Below are 20,214 nucleotides of genomic sequence, written 5' to 3'. Positions count from 1 at the left end.
GTTATCAGTTGGAAACATAGCCGACGGAGAGGACGAGATGGTAACCCAGCCCCAGGTGCGCGTAACCGCGGATTCGGTCGATCCTGATTATGCCGAGCCCTTCGTCGACATCGACGACCAGCGCACCGAGCCCGTGCCGCACCGCTACGTCAGCGGCGGCTTCAAAGGCACCGACGCGCGGTTCTCGTTCTACTTTCCGCCGCAGGAGCAGTACCAGGGCCGCTTCTTTCACAACACCTATCCGATGGCCGTCAGCTCCGACATCGGGCCGTTTCCGATCCAGTTCGACGTCGCCGTCGGCGATCTGGGCTTCACGCTCGATAGCGGCGCTTATTACGTCCAGACCAACAACGGCCTGGTCTTCCGCAACCCGGGGCTCGACCCGGCGATCGCCGCCTATCGCGTCAACGCTGCGGCCGCCAAGTTTTCGCGGAAGGTGGCGGCCGACATTTACGGCGAGCACCGCCCCTGGGGCTATCTGTTCGGCGGCAGCGGCGGCGCCTACCAGACCCTGGGCGCAGCCGAGAACACCAGCGGCGTGTGGGACGGCTTCGTGCCTTTCGTGCCCGGCTGCGACCACGCGATCCCCAGCATGTTCACGGTGCGCATGCACGCGCTGCGCGTGCTGCGCCAGCGGCCCGATGTCTTCGCCGCGATCGCCGACGCGGTCGAGGTGGGCGGCAGCGGCGATCCCTATGCCGGGCTGACCGAGGAAGAAGCCGGCGCGCTGCGCGAGGTCACGCTGATGGGCTATCCGCCGCGCGGCTGGTATCGCCACGAGACGCTCGACAGCGGATATTTCGCCAACATCTCGGGCATGATCCCGATGATAGACCCGACCTACGCCGACGATTTCTGGAGCAAGCCCGGCTATCTCGGCACCGATCCCGAAAGCGCGATCGGCAAAGCACGGTTCCGCTTCGATTCCACCGTCGCCGAAGTCAGCGGCCCTCCCTACGTGATCGAACTGGCCGACCTGCCCGACGGCAACGGCCAGGACGCGCATCTGGTCGTGCTAAGCGGGGAATCCGCGGGGGCAAGCCTGCCGATCAATCGCGTCGATGGGAAGACAGTCCGCCTGATCGCCGTGCTCGACGAAGCCAAGGCCGCCGGCATCCGCGCCGGCGACAAGGTGCGGATCGACAACTCATGGGCGCTGGCGCTCCAGTCCTACCACCGCCACCAGGTGCCGCCGACCCAGGACTATTACGGTTGGAACCAGTTCCGCGATGCGAGCGGCACGCCGATCTATCCGCAGCGGCCCGTGCAGATCGGCCCGACGGGCACCTCGAACGCCGCCGGATCGGTGCTGAAAGGCGCGATCAACGGCAAGGTGCTGATGCTTTCCGCCATGATGGACATCGATGCCTATGCCTGGCAGGCCGACTGGTATCGCGACCGGGTCAAGGAGACGCTCGGCGACGGGTTCGACGACAACTTCGCGCTCTGGTTTGTCGACCGCGCGCACCACGAGAACCCGCTCGACGCGCTCCAGCGCACGCAGGTCGCCAGCTTCTCGGGCGCATTGCAGCAGGCATTGCGCGATCTGGCGACATGGGTGGAGACCGGCCGGAAACCGAGCGAGACCCAGTACACGGTGACCGACTCGCAGATCGTCGTCCCGCCCAGCGCAGCGGCGCGGGGCGGTGTGCAGCCTGTCGTCGAGCTGCGTGCGAAAGGCGGCGAGCGAGCCGAGGTCGCGGCGGGCGAAGCGGTCGGCCTGACCGCGTCGATCGAAGCCCCGCCGGGCACCGGCAAGATCGTCGCGGCGGAATGGGATTTCGAGGGCACCGGCACGTTCACCGCGGCCACGATCGGCGCGCCGCAGGAACGGATCGAGCTCACCGCCCGCCATGCCTATGCCCGCCCCGGCACCTACTTCGCCGTGCTACGCGTCGCAGCGCAGCGCGAGAGCGATCCGTCCACGCCCTACGCCCGTGTGCTCAACCTGGCGCGGGCACGTATCGTCGTGCGCTGAGCGCGCCTTTCCTTGACAGCGCCTCCCACGCCTATGATACATACTGTATCAAGACAAAGGAGGCGCTCGAACGACTCCTCCGAGGGAGTTTTTCAACGATGGCCACGGCGCCCGATGCGGCTGAGCGCGACTATTTCACCGACAAGTCGGTGCTGCTCGATCCCTATGATTTCTTCGAGGAGATCCGCGCCCGCGGGCCCGTAGTCCAGCTGACCAACCGCGACATGCTGTTCGTCACCGGCTTCAAGGAAGCAGTTGAAGTACTGCTCAACAAGGCCGACTTCTCGTCGATGATCGCTGCCCCTGGCCCGGCGGCACCGCTGCCGTTCGAAGTCGAGGGCGACGACATCTCGGCCCAGGTGCTGGCCTACGAGGAATCCATTCGCGAGCGCGACCTGATGATCAATCAGGACGGCGATTTCCACCTCGCCGCACGCTCGCTGCTCAATCCGCTGCTCGTGCCCTCGCGCCTCAAGGCGAATGAGCTCTTCATGCACAAATATGCCGACGAGATGGTCCGCGACCTCGTCGCCGAAGGCGGCTGCGAAGTGGTGAACGAAGTGGCCGTGCCCTACGTCACGCTGGTCATCGCCGACCTGCTCGGCGTGCCGGCCGAAGACCAGAAGCAGTTCCGCGACGTGATCGACCAGGGCCCGCCGCCGGGCAACATGGACGATGCCGAGAACACCGCGCAGAGCGGCGCGCTGCAGTTCATGATCGGCTATTTCATGCGCTATCTCGGCGAACGCCGGGCCAATCCGCAGGGCGACATCATGACCGAGCTGGCGCTAGCCAAGTATCCCGACGGCACGCTGCCCGAACTGGTCGAGCCGGCCAAGGCGGCGATGTTCCTCTTCGCCGCGGGCCAGGACACTTCGGCCAAGCTCATCGGCAATGCGATGCGCTTTCTCTGCGAGAACAAGGGCATGCAGGACCGCCTCCGCGCCGATCCTACGCTGGTCCCGGCCTTTCTCGAAGAGATGCTGCGGCTCGAGGGCTCGACCAAGATGACCGCGCGGCTGGCCGTGCGGAACACCAAGATCGGCGACATCGACGTGCCCGCGGGCAAGCGCGTCTTCATCGGCCTGGCCGCGGCAAACCGCGATCCGCGCCGCTGGGACGATCCCAACGCCTTCGAGCTGAACCGGCCTAGGATCAAGGAACACGTCGCCTTCGGCCGCGGCGCGCACACCTGCGCCGGCGCGCCACTGGCCCGCGTCGAGGTCCGCGTGCTGTTCGAGCGCCTGCTAGAACAGACGTCCGACATCAGCATTTCCGAAAAGCACCACGGCCCGCCGAACAATCGCAACCTCAACTACGAAGCGAGCTATATCATCCGCGGACTGGAGAACCTGCACGTGGTTCTGACACCGCGCTGAACCCGACGCTCAGCGCGAATTTGGCCGGGCCGGGGACATCCCCGCGCCCGGCTTTTTTTGGCGCTTTTACAATTTCATGTTAGTGCAATTAAGATGGATATTGCCATCACGTGAATTGATGTTATTGATACTATCATGAATAGCGATTCGCCCAAACGCGCCTATCGTCAATCCGCCCGCGCGCTCGCCGCGGAGGCGACCGCCGAACGCATCCTCGACACCTTCGAGGCGCAGATGCAGCATCGCTGGTTCGACGAGATCCGATTGGATGACATCGCCCGCAACGCCGAAGTGACGACGCAGACCGTCATTCGCCGCTTCGGCAGCAAGGAAGGGCTGCTCGACGCGCTACAGCAGCGCATCAGCAAAGTCGTCGGAGTGCGGCGCGATGTGCCCGAAGGCGCGGTCGATGCCGCGGTCGCTTCGCTGATCGAGGACTACGAGGAACACGGCGACATCGTTATGCGCGTACTGGCGCAAGAGGACCGCTTTCCCGCCTGCCGCACCGTGACCGATGTCGGCCGACGCGAGCACCGCAAGTGGATCGCCAAGGCCTTCGCGCCCTGGCTCTCACCGATGACTCCGGTCGCCCGGCAGCAGGCAGAAGACAGCCTGGTCGTCGCCGGCGACCTCTATGTCTGGAAGCTGGTGCGCCGCGACATGCGCCGGGCGATCGAAGAATACCGGGACATCATGGAAACCATGCTCGCCGCAGCGCTTGGCGCCGCGCGGGCCGACTTGTTCGGGAACGCGGAAGGAGAAGCGGGATGACGGAGGCAGCCGAAACGATGAACTTCCTCCTGGCCACCTGGGAAGGCGGCGGCTCGGTGACACCGGTGCTGACCGTAGCGAAGAAGCTGGCAGACCGCGGCCACCGGGTGCGCGTGATGAGCGACCGGGTGAACCGGCCCGAGACCGAAGCGGCGGGCGCCGTCTTCGTCCCCTGGACCCGTGCGCCGAGCCGCGCCGACCGCTCGCGCGAAAGCGACATCATGCGCGACTGGGAAGCGGCGAACCCGCAGGAAGGCTTCCTGCGCGTGCTGCACCGGATCATGGCCGGGCCCGCGCTGGCCTATGCCGAAGACGTGATCGAGGAACTGCAGCGCAAACCGGCCGACCTCGTCGTGTCGAACGAGATGCTGTTCGGCGTGCCGCTCGGCTGCGAGGCCCTCGGCCAGAGGCTGGCGCTGCTCACTTGCAACATCAGCCTGTTTCCGATGGAAGGCGTGCCGCCGCTCGGCCCCGGCCTGCCGCCGGCCCGCACCACCGAGGAGCATGCGCTGCACGCGCAGATCACCGAAGCCAGCCGGCAGATGCTTGACGGCGGCCTGCCCGCGGTCAATGCGGCGCGCGCCGCGCTCGGCCTGGCGCCGCTGGCCTCGCTGACCGACCAGCACCGCATCGCCGAACGCCTGCTTCTCGGCACGGCGCGGGCATTCGACTTCGCCCCGGCCGAGCTGCCCGCGCATATCACCTATGTCGGGCCGCAACTCGGCGATCCGGCCTGGGCCGCACCCTGGCGCTCGCCGTGGGACGCGGCCGACCCGCGTCCCCTTGTGCTGGTGGGCTTCAGCACGACCTTTCAGGGCCATGTCGAAGTGCTGCAGCGGGTGATCGACGGTGCCGCCGACCTGCCGTTGCGCCTGCTCGTCACGCTCGGCGACACTATCGCACCGGGCGAGCTGACACCGACGGAGAACTGCCGACTGGTATCGAGCGCGCCACACAACGCGGTCATGCCCGAGGCGGTGCTGGTGGTCACGCACGGCGGCCACGGCACAGTCACCCGCGCGCTGATGCACGGCAAGCCGCTCGTCGTCGTGCCGCACGGCCGCGATCAGGCCGACAACGCCGTGCGTGTCACCACGCGCGGCGCCGGGCTGATGGTCCCGGCCGATAGCGATGCTCAGGCCTTCGGCTCGGCCATCGCAGCGGTCCTCACCGATGCCGCCTATACCGCGGCTGCGCAGGCGCTGGGCGCCAGGGTGGCCGAGGAAACCCGCGGCTCGCCTGTCGTCGACGAGCTTGAAGCCCTGGTGCGGCAGAGCCGCATGGGAAACGGACGCAAGGCGGCCTGACCTGACGCTACGCCGCGGCGGTTCACGCCACGTCGCGGCGGCGGTCTTCCTCGTGCGGCAGCTGGTCGCTGGGCGTGGCGCGGCCGATCAGATAGCCTTGACCCTGGCCGCAGCCGATCCCGCGCAGGTATTCCATGTGCTCGGGCTCCTCGATGCCCTCCGCCGTCACCATCATGCCCAGGCTCTGGCCCAGGCCGATGATCGCGCTGACCACGGCCTTCGAATTCGCCTCGCGCAGCCCCATGATGAAGCTCTTGTCGATCTTGATCTTTGTGAAGGGGTAGCTGAGCAGATAGCTGAGCGACGAATAGCCGGTGCCGAAATCGTCCATCGAGATGCCGACGCCGAGGTTGCGGATCGATTCGAGCAGGCTGGCGATCGCCGGGCTGCGGTCCATCAGCACGGCCTCGGTGATCTCGATCTCGAGCCGCGAAGGTTCAAGGCCGGACATCGCCAGCGCCTGCAGGATGATGTTGAGCAGGTTGCCGCCGCGGAACTGCAGCGGCGAGGCGTTGACCGCGAGCTTGATCCCGTCGGGCCAGGTCGCCGCCTCGCGGCAGGCGGCCTGCAACACGTACTGGCCGATCACGTCAATCATGCCGATTTCCTCGGCAAGCCCGATGAAGCTGTCGGGATAGAGCATGCCGCGCTCGGGGTGATTCCAGCGCAGCAGCGCCTCGTAGCCGATGATCTCGTTGGTCGCGAGGTCGATCAGCGGCTGGTAATGGATGACGAGTTCGCCCTGACGCACGGCGCGGCGCAGGTCGTTCTCGGTCCGCGCCTTTTCCTGCGCGGCAGCGTCCATCTCCGGATCGAAACGGCGGACCGTACCGCGCTGGTCGGACTTGGCGCAGTAGAGCGCGAGGTCGGCGTAGCGCAGCAGGTTGTTGGCGTCGACGCCGTCCTGCGGCGCCATGGCAATGCCGATCGTCGCGCCGATGTGCAGCGTTGTGCCCGCGACGGTGAAGGGCTCGGCCATCACCGTGATGATCGAGCGCGCGATCAGGTCGATCTTCTCGTGCGTCTTGGCCTGGCAGACCACGGCAAACTCGTCGCCACCAAGTCGACAGAGCAGTGCGCCCTGCTTGGGCACCAGCGCGCGCATCCGCCGCGCCGCCTCGGCAAGGACGATGTCGCCGACGTGGTGGCCGTAGCTGTCGTTGATCTGCTTGAAGTTATCGAGGTCGATCATGGCAATGGCGACGGTGCCGCCGCCGAGGCCGTTGTTGACGTCATGTAGGCCCGCCAGCATCTCCTGCAGCCCCTCGCGGCAATGGGCGCGGTTGGCGAGGCCGGTAAGCTCGTCGTGCTTGGCCATATGCGCGATGCGCGCCTCGGCCTTGCGGCGCTCGGTCACGTCGAAGACCGAAACGATCGTCGCCAGCCTGCCGTCGATCACCGACTGGCGGGTGAACAGCACCGATTCGATCTCGCTCCAGTCGCGGGCGATCTGGCGCCAGAAGCGATCCTTGTCCGAGCAGGAACTGGCCAGAAGGCGGCGCGCTTCGGGCCACTCGTCGACCGCGAAGAGGCGCTCGGCAGCCATGCCCGAAAGCTCGCTCACCGAATAGCCGAAGTGCTCGGCCGCGGCGGCGTTGGCCGAACGGACGCACTCCTCGACTGGGTCGTAGACCAGCAGCGGCACGGGATTGCTGTCGAACAGCAGGCGGAAGCTTTCCTCGCGCGCCTTCATCTCGGTGATGTCGACGCGCAGGCCGATCGTGCCGCCGTCGGCGGTCTTGCGCTCCTCGATCATGATGCAGCGGCCATCGGCAAGCATCTGCTCGTGGCGTCCGGTGGGGTTCTCGATCAGCGCCAGGCGCTGCGCGATCCATTCCTCCTCGCGGCCCACGGCCTCGGGATAGTCGCCGCGTTCCACGCCCTGGCGCAGCGTATCGGCCAGCTTGGCGCCGACATGGAAGAGATCGGCCGAGCGGTGATAGGTCTCGGCATATTGCTTGTTCCACAGGATGTAGCGGCCCTCGGCATCGAGGAAGACCACGCCGTGGGGCATCGCCTCGATCGCTTCGCGCAGCCGCGTTTCCGCCAGATCCGCCGCCTGTTCGGCGCGGGTCAGGGCATCGATCGCTGCAGCATCCTGGGCTTCGCCGGCCTCGCACTGGCCGGACGAACGGTAATCCATAGGTAATCCCCTGCATTTCGGCGGTGCAGGGTTAACCGTAAAGCGTTAAAATTCCGTCCAAAGCCGCAGAAACCAGCGGCTTCCGATCCAACTACAGGAAGCTCGGCAGGCTCAGAGCGGATTGTCGAGCTGCACCACGGGCTCGTCGCTGATCCGCTGCGTCGTCTTGAGCTCGCGCGGCTTGGCGAAGCTCGCCAGCACCGGCGTATCGCGGCCATAGATGTCGCGGAACGTCGAGAGCTTGCCGGAAACGTCCTGCGCCATGGTGAAATAGGTCAGGTAGACCGGGAAGGTCCGGGTCATCGGCACCCTGGTGTACTTGCCCGAGGTTGCATTCGCCACCAGCTGTTCCTGCGGCATGTCGGCGCCCAGGATGGCCATGGTCATGCCCAGCTCGACCGCCCGCTCGGTGCGGATGCAGCCGTGGCTCTCGGCGCGGACCGCCTGGTTGAAGTACTGCTTCGCGGGCGTGTCGTGCAGATAGATCGCGTGCGGATTGGGCATGTCGATCTTCATCAGGCCGAGCGAATTGCTGGGGCCGGGCTGTTGGACGACGGTGATCGTGCCGTCGGGGCCGCGGGTGGCCTTGTAACCCTTGCGCGGCGCGCGCATCAGCGAGGCGCCGAGCCCCTCGCCGACGACGATCGACTGCGGAACGGTCCAGGTGGGATTGAACACCACCGCGGTGACCTGCTCGGCCAACTGCGGCGTTGCCGTCTTGCCGGGCTTGCCGACGACGGTCTTGTAGGTCTTGATGATGCGGTTGTTCACCGTCAGCCGCAGCTGGAACTCGGGCACGTTGGTCAGCAGATAGACCGAGCCCAGGTCCTGCCGCAGCCAACGCCAGCGATCCATGTTGATGCGGATCTTGGAACGCGTCGCGACGTCGCTCTTGGGCGTGGCCGCGAGCGTCGCCTTGAGCGCCTGGTAATCGGGATGGGTTGGCGCCAGGCTGGCGAGCACGCCGGCGACGTCGTGGGTCTGCAGCGCCTTGGTCATCAGCGCGCCGGTCGGGTTGACGTCCTGGTCGGGATCGACCGCGAACCACTGCACGCGGTCCTTCATCGGCGTGCGCCCATCGCGCAAGTCCTCGGCAAGCCAGGAAAAGCTCTTGCTGGCCACTTCGTCGAGCGTCGCGCCGGGGCCGCCCGCGATCGCCGCGGCCAATGCCGTTGGCTGATAGTCCTTGGAGAACAGGCCCTCGCTATCGATCGACCCGATCACGCCAAGCAGCGCCTGCGCGTCGCCGACGGTCCAGGGCATTATCGGTTCGGCCACGGGCAGCGGCTGGACCTCGGGCACGGCAACGGCCGGGGCGCCGGCCGCGGCGGGCGCCTTCGGGATGACGAGAGGCGGCTTGGCGGCAGGAGTTGTCGCCGGAGGAGGTAGCAGATCTTCAGGGGCGGCATTGCCGCGCGGCTGCGCCGCGAGCGCCGGCTGCACTGCCAGAACCGCGATGCCCGCCATGATCAACGCCTTGCGCAATTCCACTTCAATCCCCTGTGCCATGTTCGGAGCCTGTACAGCCATTTCGGGTTGGAAGCTGTGGCCGCGCAATCGCCGGCGGCCACTGTTCGTCCCTGATTTTGCCCTGTTCAACGCCTAGCATCAAGCATTGGGCCTTTCACTGCGATGAATCATGAAGGATTTCAGTGAATATCGCGGTGAGCGTTGTCATCCGGCAGCGGCGCGGGCGATCTCGGCGAGGCCCTGCGACAGCAGCAGATCGGCGTCCTGACTGTTCGTCAGCAGGCTGCGGTGCATGCCGACCAGCTTGTCGACCAACCGCTCGAGCTTGCGACCGCGCCATTGCCGCAGCTGCGCACCGAGCTCGCGCTCGTCCTTCCAGAACACGCGCCGCGCCGCGACTTCGGCCTTGAGCAGCGCAGTGACATCGCCCTTCGGCCCGAGCTTGGCGGCGAGTGCGGCGAGTTGCGCGGCACGCCGCTCGATCGCCAGCAGCAGGCCCACCGGATTGAGCCCAAGTTCGCGGATACGCTTGAGTTCGCCAGGAATCTTCGCCTTTTCCCCGCCCAGCACGGCATTGACCAGCGCGCCGAAACCATCCTCCTCGGTCTTCGCGCCGATCGCGTCGAGCGCGGCGGCATCGGCACTCCGCGGGCTTTCGGCGCTGGCGTCGAGATAGAGCGCGAGCTTGGTCACCTCGGACCGCGCCAGCCGGGTGTCGAGACCAGCGGCGCGGGCGATCCGCTCGGCCAGGTCACCGCCGATGCGCAGGCCCGCCGCGTCCGCCATCGCGCGCACCGAAGCCGCGACCGACTTGAGATCGGGCGGATGGAACATCGCGACGAGCGCATCGGGCCTGTCGGCCAGCAGCTTGGCCGTGCGCGACTTGTCAGTGGCGCCGACCGCGACGATCAGCACCGGACAGGGCTCGACCTCTCCCGACAGCAGCACTTCGACTGCGTCATAGACCTCGTCGCCCTGAGCGCGGATCAGGATGTGCCGGGTGTCGCCGAACAGCGAGTTGGAGCGGGCCTCGTCGCCGAGCTTGACCGGATCGCGCTTGAGATCGCCACCCGACAGCTCGACCCGCTCGCCGGGATCCGGCAACAGCGACAGGATCTTCTGCGCGGCATCGTGCGCGCCGGCCTCGTCGGGGCCGCAGAAGAAGAAGACCTTCGCCGCCCCGGACGCGCGCGCCGCCATGCCGGCAAAGTCGCGCTGGGTCGCCTTCACACCCCCGCCATCACTGGCTCTTGCGGAGCTGCACCGCGACCTTGGTCACGATGCGGTCGGCGATGTCCTTCGAGAGGTTCTCGAGCGCGGTGTTCTCGGCGGCGATCACCGCATATTCGGAAGAGACCACGTCGATGCCCGCGTCCGAACCGTCGCTGGCGTCGAGCACGATCTGGCCGTTGTTGAGATCGACGAGCTGATAGCGCGCGCGCAAGGTGCGGCGTTCGCGGCCGATCGTATCGTCGGACAGCAGCGCCAGGCCTTCGAGCTTGTCGTCGAGCCGGATGTCGAGCCGATAGCGCGCCGCGCCGTTCTTGCCATCGGCCGCGCCGAGCCGGTCGACCAGGGCATTGCGCACCAGCCAGCCGGCCTTGCCTTCGATCGGCGAGACGTCGATCGTGGCGAGACCCTGCGCTACCGCACCCTTGCCGCCGCCCGCATAGAGCGGCTGAAGCCCGCATCCGCCCAAAGCCATTGGCAGCGCGACGGCGAGCAGCAGGGCGGCGAGTTTCTTCACGCGACGAGATTTACCAGACGGTCGGGCACGACGATAACTTTCTTCACTTCCGCCCCGTCGAGCGCACGCTGGACCTTGTCGCTGGCCAGGGCAAGCGCCTCCAGTTCCTCGCGCGGGGTGCCCTTGGCGACGGTCAGCGTGTCGCGCAGCTTGCCCTTGACCTGGACCGCAACGGTCACCTCGTCCTCAACCAGCAGTGCCGGATCGACCGGCGGCCAGGCGGCTTCGGCGACCAGGCCCTCGCCGATAGAAGCCCAGGCCTCCTCGGCCAGATGTGGCATCATCGGCGCGACGAGCAGCAGCACGGTCTTGATCGCCTGCGACCGGCTGGCCGACGGCGCGGCCTTCTCGATTGCCGAAGTCAGCTCATAGATCCGCGCGACGGCCTTGTTGAACGACAGCGCTTCGATGTCCTCGGCTGTCGCCGCGACGGTCTGGTCTCGCTTGCGGTCCAGAGCCTTGTCCTCGCCCTGCGCCGAGGCATCGTACTGAGCGAACAGGCGCCAGAGGCGCTGGACGAAACGACCGCAGCCCTCGATGCCGGCTTCGGACCAGGGCAGGTCGCGCTCGGGCGGGCTGTCGGACAGCATGAACCAGCGGATCGCGTCGGCGCCGTAAGTCGCAACGATCTCGTCGGGATCGACTACGTTCTTCTTCGACTTCGACATCTTGATGACACGGCCGATCTCGACCGGCGCGCCATCGGCAATCAAAGTCGCGCTTTCACCGCCGCGATCGACCTCGGCGGGCGAGAAGAACACCGGCTGGCCGTTGCCCGGATCGACACGCGAATAGGTCTCGTGCGTAACCATGCCCTGGGTGAACAGGCTGGCGAAAGGCTCGGCGATGTCGATCAGGCCGATGTGCTTGAGCGCGCGCGTCCAGAAGCGCGCATAGAGCAGGTGCAGGATCGCATGCTCGATGCCGCCGATGTACTGCTCGACCGGCAGCCAGCGCTTGATCGCCTCGGGATCGAACGGACGGTCGGCCGGCTGGCTGGCGAAGCGCAGGAAATACCACGAGCTGTCGACGAAGGTGTCGAGCGTGTCGGTCTCGCGGCTCGCCGGCTCGTTGCACTGCGGGCAGGCGACGTCTTTCCAAGTCGGGTGGCGCAGCAGCGGGTTGCCCGGCGTCTTGAAATCGACGTCCTCGGGCAGCACGACCGGCAGCTGCTCCTTGGGCACAGGAACGATGCCGCAAGTGCCGCAGTGGATGAAGGGGATCGGCGTGCCCCAGTAGCGCTGGCGAGAGACGCCCCAGTCGCGCAGACGGTACTGCGTCTCGCCCTGGCCCCAGTGATCGTGCTGCGCCTTGGCGATGACCGCAGCCTTGGCCTCGTCGACGCTCATGCCGTCGAGCCATTCGGAATTCACGATGCGGCCCGGGCCGGTATAGGCCTCGTTGCCGTGGAAAGTGCTCCCGGTCTCGTCGCCTTCGGCCACGACGCGCGTCACGGGCAGCTCGTACTTGCGCGCGAAGTCGAGGTCGCGCTGGTCATGCGCCGGGCAGCCGAAGACCGCGCCCGTGCCGTAGTCCATCAGCACGAAATTCGCGACATAGACGGGCAGATGCCAGGACTTCTTGAGCGGGTGCTCGACCGACAGGCCGGTGTTGAAGCCCAGCTTCTCGGCCGTCTCCAGCTCGGCCGCGGTGGTGCCGCCGCGCTTGCATTCCTCGATGAAAGCGGCGAGCTCGGGCGCATTGGCGGCGAGGCGCTGGGCCAGCGGGTGGTCCGCCGCGATCGCCACGAAGCTCGCGCCGAACAGCGTGTCGGGCCGGGTCGTGTAGACCTCGATGCCGTCGGCACTGTCGACGAAGCGGAAGGTGCAGCGCAGGCCTTGCGACTTGCCGATCCAATTCTCCTGCATCAGGCGAACCTTCTCGGGCCAGTTCTCGAGGCTATCGAGACCCTCGATCAGTTCGTCGGCGAACTGGGTGATCTTAAGGAACCACTGGCTGAGCTTGCGCTTCTCGACCAGCGCGCCCGAGCGCCAGCCGCGCCCGTCGATCACCTGCTCGTTGGCAAGCACGGTCATGTCGACCGGGTCCCAGTTGACCGCCGATTCCTTGCGGTAGACGAGGCCCGCCGCATAGAGATCGAGGAACAACGCCTGTTCGTGACCGTAATATTCGGGCTCGCAGGTCGCCAGTTCACGGCTCCAGTCGAGCGCAAAGCCCAGGCGCTTGAGCTGCGCCTTCATGTTGGCGATGTTCTCGCGCGTCCAGCCGCCGGGGTGGACACCCTTTTCCATGGCGGCGTTCTCCGCCGGCATGCCGAAGGCGTCCCAGCCCATCGGGTGCAGCACTTCGAAGCCCTGCATCCGCTTGTAGCGGGCGAGCACGTCGCCCATCGTATAGTTGCGGACGTGGCCGATGTGGATGCGCCCCGAAGGATAGGGGAACATCTCCAGCACGTAGCTGCGCGGCTTGGCGCTGGCGTCGTCGGCGCGGAAGCTCTGCTTCTCGTCCCAGATGCGCTGCCAGCGGAGGTCGGCCGCGGCCGGGTCGAAACGCTCGGTCATCTCAAATTAAAACCTCAGCCGCCAATGGCGTTCCGGCGCAGGTCGCGGGCCTTGGTGAGGATGATGTCCTCGAGCTTCTGCACGGTCGCCGCCTGGACCGGCGCATCAACCCAGCCACCGCCCTGCGCAACCTGCCGGCTCGCCGCGACGCGCAGCGCATCGGCGCGCAAGTCCTGGTCGAGGATCGTGACGGTGACCTTGACGCGCTCGCCCGGGTTCTGCGGGTTGGCGTACCAGTCCGTGACGATGACGCCGCCGTTGCTATCGGTCTGCAGCAGCGGCATGAACGACAGCGCGTCGAGGCTCGCGCGCCAGAGGTAGGAATTCACGCCGATCGTCGTGATTTTCGACGCGGCGATATCCTGCCGCAGTCCTTCCTTCTTGTGGCCGCAGCCCGCCAGGGCGAGCGCCATCAGTCCGACCACGCCGGCGCGGGCCAACGTGCGCGAAGAAAAAAGACCGGTGTCAGTGCTGCCAGCCATCGTCGTTCCCAAATCCCTAGATAGAGAGGCCAAAGTACTGGCCATAGCGGAAGGCGGCATCGCCGCCGCCGCTGCAGCCTCTATAACCGCCGCTGGCCGCGCGGCAAGTGGCGCATGGGCGTGGACGGCTAAACGCCTCCTGAACAAAGCAATCCTGTCCAGAAAAATCAGCTTGTGTTAAGGTAAGCTGCGCGAGTCTCCGGCACCTTCTTTAGCGGCCGGCGAATCCGGCGCGTGGGCAATCGAATTACGGTAAGGGGAGTTTTCATGGCCAGCGGATCCAAGAACGGCATGCCTGCCGGTCTATGGCTCGCCGGCGCCGTGTCGCTGCTGGCGCTGCCCAGCGCCGTGCTCGCTTTCGCCACCAATTTCGAGCCTACCAAAGCTTCGTCGCCCGCCGGATCGATGCAGGCGATCGATTCCGCCGCGACCACACCGCGCCTCGCGCGCGCCATCCCGATCCGTTCGCTGGCCAAGGGTCCGCTCTATCCGTTCACCCCGGCGGGCACGCCGAACCGGCCTGACCGCTCGGTCACGGTCGCGGTGCGCGTCGATTCGGGCACGCCGCAGATGATCTCGGTCCGCGGCATCCGCGTCACCGACATTGCCGACTCCCAGCCGCTGCGCATCGCGCCGACCGCGTTCAGCCTCGGCGTCTCGCGCGGCTATCACAATTTCGCCCAGAACCTGGTCCCGCCCCAGGATGCCCGCAAACTCGACCTGCCCGACCTCAACAAGTACAATCTGGCGGCCAGCAGCCAGTCGGCCGGCGATCCGGCCCGGCTCAGCCCGCGCATCGTCGTCGACGAGAAGCAGGCCGCCGGCCGTGCGCCACGAACTTTCGCCGGCGACGGCGAGGATCAGGTCGATGTCGGCGGCAGCTATCGCCTGACGCGCAACCTCAACGTCACCGCAGGCGTGCGCTATTCGCAGCAGGATCGTGAGCGGCTGCACCCACTGACAGACGGCAAGCAGGACAATCAGGCCGTCTACGTCGGCACCCAGTTCCGCTTCTGACCGCACTCTCCGCGCGCGAAGTCATCGCACAGTCAAAATTTCGCTCGAATGGTGCTGCGGCGCCCTTCAACACGATTGCTATCGGTCGCGAAAAGGCGCAGTTTTCCTAGGCTTACAAGGCTGAATCGAAAGGGGCAGGATATGGCGCGAGTGGCTGTCGTGACGGGTGGAACGCGTGGTATCGGCGAGGCGATATCGCTCGCGCTTCGAGAGCAGGGCCTGACCGTCGTCGCGAACTATGCCGGCAACACCGAAAAGGCCAAGGCCTTCACCGATCGCACCGGCATCCCGGCGGTGCGCTGGGACGTGGGCGATCACGAAACCACCTTCCACAACTGCGTCGACATCGAGGCGCGCTTCGGCCCGATCGACGTGGTGGTGAACAATGCCGGCGTCACCCGCGACGGCGTGCTCCACAAGATGAGCTTCGACGACTGGAACGACGTCATGCGCATCAACCTCGGCGGCTGCTTCAACATGGCCAAGGCCACGTTCCCTGGAATGCGCGAGCGCGGCTGGGGCCGGATCGTCAACATCGGCTCGATCAACGGCCAGGCCGGGCAGTACGGTCAGGTCAACTATGCGGCCGCCAAATCGGGCATCCACGGCTTCACCAAGGCCCTGGCGCAGGAAGGCGCCAAGTTCGGCGTGACGGTCAACGCGATCGCGCCGGGCTACATCGACACCGACATGGTCGCCGCGGTGCCCGCACCTGTGCTCGAGAAGATCGTCGCCAAGATCCCCGTCGGCCGCCTCGGCCAGGCCGAAGAGATCGCGCGCGGCGTGGCCTTCCTCGCTTCGGACGAGGCGGGTTTCATCACCGGGTCGACGATGTCGATCAATGGTGGGCAGCATATGTACTGACGGGCCGAGGCGAATAGCGCCGGCGTTCGCACGGCGAACGCAACCTATTCGCCGGTGCCGCAGGCACGGTCCGGCTCGGCCAGCGGGGCGGCGACCATCAGGCCTTCCGATCCCGTCTGACGTCAAGGCGGCGGCTTTGCCGTCGCCGCTCAGTGCGCTAGCAGAGGGTGTGACCACACCCTACCACCCCCGGTCAAACGCTCGGTCGAGATCGCCGGTCACAAGACCTCGATCAGCCTCGAGCCGCTGTTCTGGAACCTGCTCAAGCACGCCGCGCAGACCGAAGGCGTGCCGATCAACGCGCTCGTCGCGCGGATCGACGCTGAGCGCATCGCCGCGGAAACCCCGCCCGGCCTCGCCAGCGCGATCCGGCTGTGGCTGGCGGCGCGGCTAGAGCTGCCCGAGAACCAGGCCGGCTAGCGCGGCGACGGCGAGCACTTCCATAACCCCACGCTTCCAGCGAAACAGCAACAGCGCCGCGGCGAGGCCGATCGCCGCAGCCCGCCAGTCGAGGCTGGTCACGTCGGGCAGGCCGAATATCTCGGCCTCGGGCCGCAGGAACAGCACGTGCACCGCGAACCAGGCGGCAAGATGGGCGACGACGCCGACGATCGCCGCGGTAATCGCGGCCAGGGCGGCCTGAAGCGCCTTGGCGCGCTCGAGCCGCTCCATCCAGGGCGCGAAGGCGAATATCCAGAGAAAGCAGGGCGCCGAGAAACCCGGCGGTCAGCGGCGTGAACGGCGCGGGCGCGCGCCAGGCGGCGAGGAAACCGACAAACTGCGTCACCATGATCAGCGGCCCCGGCGTCGTCTCGGCCAGGCCCAGCCCGTCGGCCATCTCGCCCGGTGCCAGCCAGTGGTACTGCTCGACCGCGGCCTGCGCCATGTAGGACAGCACGGCATAGGCGCCGCCGAAAGTCACCACGGCAAGCTGCGAGAAGAAGGCGCCGATCTGCCAGAGGACATGCCCCTTGCCCAAGGTCGCGAGGATCAGCCCCATCGGCGCGGCCCAGATCGCCAGCCAGACGGCAACCGTGACGATCGTCCCGGCCACGAGCCGGCGCTTGCTCGGCAGAGCGCCTCGTTCGGCGACGTGTACGTGCGCGCCCAGCCAGTCGGGTCGAACCGCTCCCGCGGCGGCTCCGATCAGCGCGGCGACGAGGACCACCAGCGGGAACGGCGCCTGAACCAGCGCCAGAGCGAGGAACGAGAGCACGGCCAGGCCCACCTTGAAAGGCGTGCCCAGCGCGCGCTTGCCGATGCGGATCAGCGCCTGCGCGACGATCGCCAGCACCGCCGCCTTGATCCCGAGGAACAGCGCCGCGAACCAGCCGAGCCCCGTCGCCAGCGCATAGAGCAGCGACAGCCCGAACATGACCGCCGCACCGGGCAGAACGAACAGCAGCCCCGCCGCGAGCCCGCCGCGCAGACCATGCAGACGCCAGCCGATCCAGGTCGCGAGCTGCTGCGCTTCGGGGCCGGGCAGCAGGTGACAGAGGTTGAGCGCGCGCAGGAACGCACCCTGATCGACCCAGCTGCGCCGGTCGACGAGCTCGTGCTGCATCAAGGCGATCTGACCGGCCGGTCCGCCGAAGCTTAGAAAGCCGATTTGAGCGAAAACGCGCAGGAGTTCTGAAAATGAAGGTTTTGCCGCAGCCATGCCCGTTCCCGCGCACGGTACGAATGCCGCGCGATCAAAGCCGCAACGCTTGGGCGGGAACGCCTGGAACGGGAGGTTGCCTTGCCCCGCGCCCGCCTTCTAGGCCGGCGCGGGGAGCGATGGCAAGAGGGTCAGCTCGCGCGCGGAATCGCCGGCGGATCGCTGGCCGGGAAGCTCTCGTCGCTGGCTTCGTCGACCTTGTCCCACTGCGGCGGATCGCTGCGCATCCCCTCGGGTCCGGCGTTGCGCACTTCGACCGGGCCGCCGCTTGCTTCGCCATCGGCGAAAGCGGCGCGCTGCACTTTCTGGTCGCGAGTCATGTAGCGATATAAGCCGTAAGCGGCGGCAGTAGCAAAGGCGAGTTTGAAGAGAGCCATGAGCCCGAGTCTCCTAGACGGTTCGCCAGAATAACACGCGAAGGCGCCGAAGGTTCACGTCAATCGTCGCCGACCCGCTCCACGTCGGCGCCCAACAGCGCGAGCTTCTCCTCGAGCCGCTCGTAGCCGCGATCGAGGTGATAGAGCCGGTGGACGTTGGTTTCGCCCTCGGCGGCAAGGCCGGCGATGACCAGGCTCATCGAGGCGCGCAGGTCGGTCGCCATGACTTCGGCGCCGGTCAGCTTGGGTACGCCGTGGACGATCGCGGTACGTCCCTTGGTCTCGATATGCGCGCCCATGCGGTTGAGCTCGGGCACGTGCATGTAACGGTTCTCGAAGATCGTCTCGGTCAGCACCGAAGCACCCTCGGCACGGCAGAGCAGCGCCATGAGCTGCGCCTGCATGTCGGTCGCAAAGCCCGGATAGGGCGCGGTCGACAACGTCACGGCCCGCAGAGGGCCGTCGGCCGCGACATGGATGCCTCCGTCCTTGGGCTCGACATGGACGCCGGCATCGCGCAGCGCCTGGACGGTCGCCTCCATCTCCTCGATCACGGCATTGGTTAGCAGCACCTCGCCGCCGGTGATCGCCGCGGCGCAGGCATAGGAGCCGGCTTCGATTCGGTCTGACATCACCCGGTAGGTCGCGCCGTGGAGCCGCGGCACGCCGTGGACGATAAGGTCCGAAGTGCCGATGCCCTCGATCTCGGCGCCCATGTCGACGAGCAGCTGGCACAGGTCGACGATCTCAGGCTCGCGCGCAGCGTTGTGCAGCGTCGATTTGCCTCGCGCCGTGGCCGCGGCCATCAGCGCGTTCTCGGTCGCACCGACCGAAACCACGGGAAACGAGTAGCGCCCACCCGGCAGGCCGCCGTCGGGGGCAATCGCGCGGACATAGCCCGACGCCAGCTCGATCGTTGCGCCCAGCGCTTCGAGCACCTTAAGGTGCAGGTCGATCGGCCGGTTGCCGATGGCGCAGCCGCCGGGCAGCGAGACCGTCGCCTCGCCCATCCGCGCCAGCATCGGCCCGAGCACGAGGATCGAGGCGCGCATCTTGCGAACGAGCTCGTAAGGCGCGACCGAACTGGTCATCCGCGTCGCCTGCAAGGTCATCACCCGGCCGAAATCCTCGGGCCGCGAACCGGCGATCGTGGTCGAGACGCCGAACTGGTTCATCAGGTGCTGGAAGCCGTCGATGTCGGCCAGCCGCGGCAGGTTGCGCAGGGTCAGCGGCTCGTCGGTAAGCAACGCGCAGGGCAGCAGGGTGAGCGCGGCGTTCTTGGCGCCGGAGACGGGCAGCGTGCCCTGAAGGCGATTGCCGCCGCGGATGATGATTTTGTCCATCCGGCCGCTTTAGCGCGAAACCGGCAGGCCGCAAACGCGCCGCGGTGGATAGAATGGCAGGGGAGCCGCATCCTTTTTACGGTGCTGCGAGCCCGAATGTAACTGCACTGTAATTGCGATTGGGCTATGTCCGCGCCGACATGACCGACCATTCGCTTCGCAAACCCGTCCGCAAGGCCGTTTTCCCCGTCGCCGGTCTCGGCACCCGATTCCTCCCCGCCACCAAGGCGATTCCCAAGGAGATGCTGCCGATCATCGACCGGCCGCTGATCCAGTACGCCGTCGACGAAGCGCGCGAGGCGGGGATCGAGCAGATGATCTTCGTCACTGGCCGCGGCAAGACTGCAATGGTCGAGCATTTCGACCACGCCTTCGAGCTCGAGGCGACGCTGCGCGAGCGTGACAAGGCGCTCGACGCGCTGGAACCAACGCGCATCCAGCCCGGCAACCTTGTCGCCGTGCGCCAGCAAGTGCCGCTGGGCCTCGGCCACGCCATCTGGTGCGCGCGGGCGATCGTCGGCGACGAGCCCTTCGCCATCATCCTGCCCGATGAACTGATGATCGGCCATAATGACGGGACAGGGGGCTGCATGAAACAGATGATGCAAGCCTACAACGAGGTCGGCGGCAATCTGATCTCGGTGCTCGAAGTGCCGCACGAGAAGGTCTCGAGCTATGGCGTGATCGCGCCGGGCAACAAGCTCGACGGGTTCGGCGGCACGCTGACCGAGGTCAACGGCCTGGTCGAAAAGCCCAAGGCCGAGGACGCGCCGTCGAATCTCATCATCTCTGGCCGTTACATCCTTCAGGCCGACGTCATGCGCACGCTCGAAAACCAGGAAAAGGGTGCGGGCGGCGAGATCCAGCTGACCGACGCCATGGCCAAGATGATCGGCCATCAGCCGTTCCACGCGGTCACCTTCAACGGCCGGCGCTTCGACTGCGGCTCAAAGGTTGGCTTCGTCGAGGCGACGCTGGCGCTGGCGCTGGAACGCCCCGACATCGGCGAGGCCGTGCGCGCCATGGCGAAGCGCCTGCTCGCCTGATACCGGCCGCCCGGAACTGCGCGGGCGCGGCAGAATTGCTTGACGAAAGCCCGCGCTCGGCGAAAAAGTCGGCCTTGGGCAAGGTACATAAGGCTATCGCCAGCCTGC

General features: G+C 66.8%; 16 protein-coding genes and 1 pseudogene. 8 read left to right on the top strand and 9 right to left on the bottom strand.

What is annotated here, in order from left to right; genetic code table 11:
- Window positions 1–37: 37 nt before the first annotated feature.
- From KRR38_RS21505 to KRR38_RS21490, 4 genes are all read left to right on the top strand, one after another.
- A complete protein-coding gene (locus KRR38_RS21505; protein ID WP_217405366.1) occupies window positions 38–1,978 on the top strand; it encodes a PKD domain-containing protein in 1,941 nt (646 codons plus the stop codon).
- Window positions 1,979–2,076: 98 nt separating this feature from the next.
- The gene (locus KRR38_RS21500; RefSeq protein WP_217405364.1) at window positions 2,077–3,357 is read left to right on the top strand and encodes a cytochrome P450; all 1,281 of its coding nucleotides are present in this window, start codon (window positions 2,077–2,079) and stop codon (window positions 3,355–3,357) included.
- Window positions 3,358–3,492: 135 nt separating this feature from the next.
- Window positions 3,493–4,128: a TetR/AcrR family transcriptional regulator gene (locus KRR38_RS21495; RefSeq protein WP_217405362.1), complete on the top strand. Its 636-nt coding sequence runs from the start codon at window positions 3,493–3,495 to the stop codon at window positions 4,126–4,128.
- A complete protein-coding gene (locus KRR38_RS21490; protein ID WP_217405359.1) occupies window positions 4,125–5,435 on the top strand; it encodes a glycosyltransferase in 1,311 nt (436 codons plus the stop codon). Before KRR38_RS21495 ends, KRR38_RS21490 begins: the two co-directional genes overlap by 4 nt.
- Window positions 5,436–5,457: 22 nt before the next feature.
- On the opposite strand, the gene KRR38_RS21485 is transcribed toward KRR38_RS21490, so the two are convergent.
- From KRR38_RS21485 to KRR38_RS21460, 6 genes are all read right to left on the bottom strand, one after another.
- Window positions 5,458–7,578, bottom strand: a complete 2,121-nt coding sequence (locus tag KRR38_RS21485) for a bifunctional diguanylate cyclase/phosphodiesterase (RefSeq protein ID WP_217405357.1) — start codon at window positions 7,576–7,578, stop codon at window positions 5,458–5,460.
- A gap of 111 nt (window positions 7,579–7,689) precedes the next feature.
- Window positions 7,690–9,087: a L,D-transpeptidase family protein gene (locus KRR38_RS21480; RefSeq protein ID WP_254514916.1), complete on the bottom strand. Its 1,398-nt coding sequence runs from the start codon at window positions 9,085–9,087 to the stop codon at window positions 7,690–7,692.
- A gap of 165 nt (window positions 9,088–9,252) precedes the next feature.
- On the bottom strand, window positions 9,253–10,278 hold the full coding sequence (holA, locus tag KRR38_RS21475) for a DNA polymerase III subunit delta (RefSeq protein WP_217405353.1): 1,026 nt from the start codon (window positions 10,276–10,278) through the stop codon (window positions 9,253–9,255).
- Window positions 10,279–10,288: 10 nt separating this feature from the next.
- Window positions 10,289–10,795, bottom strand: coding sequence for an LPS assembly lipoprotein LptE (lptE, locus tag KRR38_RS21470; protein ID WP_375293430.1), 507 nt, complete (start codon window positions 10,793–10,795; stop codon window positions 10,289–10,291).
- The gene (gene leuS, locus KRR38_RS21465; RefSeq protein WP_217405351.1) at window positions 10,792–13,317 is read right to left on the bottom strand and encodes a leucine--tRNA ligase; all 2,526 of its coding nucleotides are present in this window, start codon (window positions 13,315–13,317) and stop codon (window positions 10,792–10,794) included. The genes lptE and leuS overlap by 4 nt, the downstream gene beginning before the upstream one ends.
- Before the next feature lie 14 nt (window positions 13,318–13,331).
- Window positions 13,332–13,799: a DUF3576 domain-containing protein gene (locus KRR38_RS21460; RefSeq protein ID WP_217405348.1), complete on the bottom strand. Its 468-nt coding sequence runs from the start codon at window positions 13,797–13,799 to the stop codon at window positions 13,332–13,334.
- Window positions 13,800–14,066: 267 nt separating this feature from the next.
- On the opposite strand from KRR38_RS21460, the gene KRR38_RS21455 reads away from it, so the two are divergent.
- The 3 genes from KRR38_RS21455 (at window position 14,067) to KRR38_RS21445 (ending at window position 16,100) form a co-directional block, all read left to right on the top strand.
- Window positions 14,067–14,816: a hypothetical protein gene (locus KRR38_RS21455; RefSeq protein ID WP_254514915.1), complete on the top strand. Its 750-nt coding sequence runs from the start codon at window positions 14,067–14,069 to the stop codon at window positions 14,814–14,816.
- Window positions 14,817–14,957: 141 nt separating this feature from the next.
- Entirely contained in the window at window positions 14,958–15,680 is a 723-nt protein-coding gene (gene phbB, locus KRR38_RS21450) for an acetoacetyl-CoA reductase (RefSeq protein WP_217405346.1), read from the top strand.
- A gap of 210 nt (window positions 15,681–15,890) precedes the next feature.
- Window positions 15,891–16,100, top strand: coding sequence for a ribbon-helix-helix domain-containing protein (locus KRR38_RS21445; RefSeq protein ID WP_217407393.1), 210 nt, complete (start codon window positions 15,891–15,893; stop codon window positions 16,098–16,100).
- Here the strand turns inward: KRR38_RS21445 and chrA are convergent.
- From chrA to murA, 3 genes and pseudogenes are all read right to left on the bottom strand, one after another.
- A pseudogene (gene chrA / locus KRR38_RS21440) lies at window positions 16,071–17,340 on the bottom strand (chromate efflux transporter). The gene KRR38_RS21445 and the pseudogene chrA sit on opposite strands and share 30 nt — an antisense overlap.
- Before the next feature lie 131 nt (window positions 17,341–17,471).
- A complete protein-coding gene (locus KRR38_RS21435; RefSeq protein WP_217405344.1) occupies window positions 17,472–17,717 on the bottom strand; it encodes a hypothetical protein in 246 nt (81 codons plus the stop codon).
- Window positions 17,718–17,776: 59 nt separating this feature from the next.
- On the bottom strand, window positions 17,777–19,060 hold the full coding sequence (gene murA, locus KRR38_RS21430; RefSeq protein WP_217405342.1) for a UDP-N-acetylglucosamine 1-carboxyvinyltransferase: 1,284 nt from the start codon (window positions 19,058–19,060) through the stop codon (window positions 17,777–17,779).
- Window positions 19,061–19,200: 140 nt separating this feature from the next.
- Here murA and galU point away from each other — a divergent pair, with 140 nt between their 5' ends.
- Window positions 19,201–20,106, top strand: a complete 906-nt coding sequence (gene galU / locus KRR38_RS21425; protein WP_217405340.1) for a UTP--glucose-1-phosphate uridylyltransferase GalU — start codon at window positions 19,201–19,203, stop codon at window positions 20,104–20,106.
- Window positions 20,107–20,214: the final 108 nt, after the last annotated feature.

Source organism: Novosphingobium sp. G106, assembly GCF_019075875.1.
Lineage (GTDB): Bacteria > Pseudomonadota > Alphaproteobacteria > Sphingomonadales > Sphingomonadaceae > Novosphingobium.
The sequence above is the reverse complement of the archived record's forward strand: the minus strand, read 5'-3'. Positions and strand labels throughout refer to the sequence as shown.

What these genes read in the sequence shown, in the direction of transcription:
- KRR38_RS21505 (WP_217405366.1), top strand. Translation starts at nt 38, where the DNA reads ATGGTAACCCAGCCCCAGGTGCGCGTAACCGCGGATTCGGTCGATCCT.
- KRR38_RS21500 (WP_217405364.1), top strand. Translation starts at nt 2,077, where the DNA reads ATGGCCACGGCGCCCGATGCGGCTGAGCGCGACTATTTCACCGACAAG.
- KRR38_RS21495 (WP_217405362.1), top strand. Translation starts at nt 3,493, where the DNA reads ATGAATAGCGATTCGCCCAAACGCGCCTATCGTCAATCCGCCCGCGCG.
- KRR38_RS21490 (WP_217405359.1), top strand. Translation starts at nt 4,125, where the DNA reads ATGACGGAGGCAGCCGAAACGATGAACTTCCTCCTGGCCACCTGGGAA.
- KRR38_RS21485 (WP_217405357.1), bottom strand. Translation starts at nt 7,578, where the DNA reads ATGGATTACCGTTCGTCCGGCCAGTGCGAGGCCGGCGAAGCCCAGGAT.
- KRR38_RS21480 (WP_254514916.1), bottom strand. Translation starts at nt 9,087, where the DNA reads ATGGCACAGGGGATTGAAGTGGAATTGCGCAAGGCGTTGATCATGGCG.
- leuS (WP_217405351.1), bottom strand. Translation starts at nt 13,317, where the DNA reads ATGACCGAGCGTTTCGACCCGGCCGCGGCCGACCTCCGCTGGCAGCGC.
- KRR38_RS21460 (WP_217405348.1), bottom strand. Translation starts at nt 13,799, where the DNA reads ATGGCTGGCAGCACTGACACCGGTCTTTTTTCTTCGCGCACGTTGGCC.
- KRR38_RS21455 (WP_254514915.1), top strand. Translation starts at nt 14,067, where the DNA reads ATGGCCAGCGGATCCAAGAACGGCATGCCTGCCGGTCTATGGCTCGCC.
- phbB (WP_217405346.1), top strand. Translation starts at nt 14,958, where the DNA reads ATGGCGCGAGTGGCTGTCGTGACGGGTGGAACGCGTGGTATCGGCGAG.
- KRR38_RS21435 (WP_217405344.1), bottom strand. Translation starts at nt 17,717, where the DNA reads ATGGCTCTCTTCAAACTCGCCTTTGCTACTGCCGCCGCTTACGGCTTA.
- murA (WP_217405342.1), bottom strand. Translation starts at nt 19,060, where the DNA reads ATGGACAAAATCATCATCCGCGGCGGCAATCGCCTTCAGGGCACGCTG.
- galU (WP_217405340.1), top strand. Translation starts at nt 19,201, where the DNA reads ATGACCGACCATTCGCTTCGCAAACCCGTCCGCAAGGCCGTTTTCCCC.